The sequence below is a fragment of the Aeromonas sp. QDB18 genome, from assembly GCF_027705325.1.
Classification (GTDB): Bacteria; Pseudomonadota; Gammaproteobacteria; order Enterobacterales; family Aeromonadaceae; genus Aeromonas; species Aeromonas caviae.
The window spans coordinates 1-1014 of record NZ_JAPDBQ010000310.1; the positions used below are offsets into that span (position 1 = coordinate 1).

At 52.9% G+C, this 1014-nt stretch carries 1 pseudogene; it reads left to right on the forward strand.

Going from position 1 to position 1014, the window contains the following annotated elements:
* Positions 1-86: 86 nt before the first annotated feature.
* A pseudogene (locus OKC30_RS21050) lies at positions 87-875 on the forward strand (AadA family aminoglycoside 3''-O-nucleotidyltransferase); the annotation flags it as partial.
* Between the last annotated feature and the right edge of the window lie 139 nt (positions 876-1014).

Here is a 1014-nt window from a genome sequence, read left to right on the forward strand (position 1 = left end):
CTCACAGCCAAACTATCAGGTCAAGTCTGCTTTTATTATTTTTAAGCGTGCATAATAAGCCCTACACAAATTGGGAGTTAGACATCATGAGCAACGCAGTGCCCGCCGAGATTTCGGTACAGCTATCACAGGCACTCAACGTCATCGAGCATCATCTGGGATCGACGTTGCTGGCCGTGCATTTGTACGGCTCTGCACTCGACGGTGGCCTGAAGCCATGCAGTGATATTGATTTGCTGGTTACTGTGACTGCACAGCTCGATGAGACTGTGCGGCAGGCTCTGTTCGTAGATTTCCTGGAAGTTTCCGCTTCTCCCGGCCAAAGTGAAGCTCTCCGTGCCTTGGAAGTTACCATCGTCGTGTACGGCGATGTTGTTCCTTGGCGTTATCCAGCCAGACGGGAACTGCAATTCGGGGAGTGGCAGCGCAAGGACATTCTTGCGGGCATCTTCGAGCCCGCGACAACCGATGTTGATCTGGCTATTCTGCTAACTAAAGCAAGGCAACACAGCCTTGCCTTGGCAGGTTCGGCCGCGGAAGATTTCTTCAACCCAGTCCCGGAAAGCGATCTATTCAAAGCACTGGCCGACACCTTGAAACTATGGAACTCACAACCGGATTGGGCAGGCGACGAGCGGAATGTAGTGCTTACCTTGTCTCGCATTTGGTACAGCGCAGCAACCGGCAAGATCGCGCCGAAGGATGTAGCTGCCAACTGGGTAATGGAACGCCTGCCCGTCCAACATCAGCCCGTGCTGCTTGAAGCCCAGCAGGCTTACCTTGGACAAGGGATGGATTGCTTGGCCTCACGCGCTGATCAGTTGACTGCGTTCATTTACTTTGTGAAGCACGAAGCCGCCAGTCTGCTCGGCTCCACGCCAATGATGTCTAAAACAAAGTTAGGCATCACAAAGTACAGCATCGTGACCAACAGCACCGATTCCGTCACACTGCGCCTCATGACTGAGCATGACCTTGCGATGCTCTATGAGTGGCTAAATCGATCTCATATCG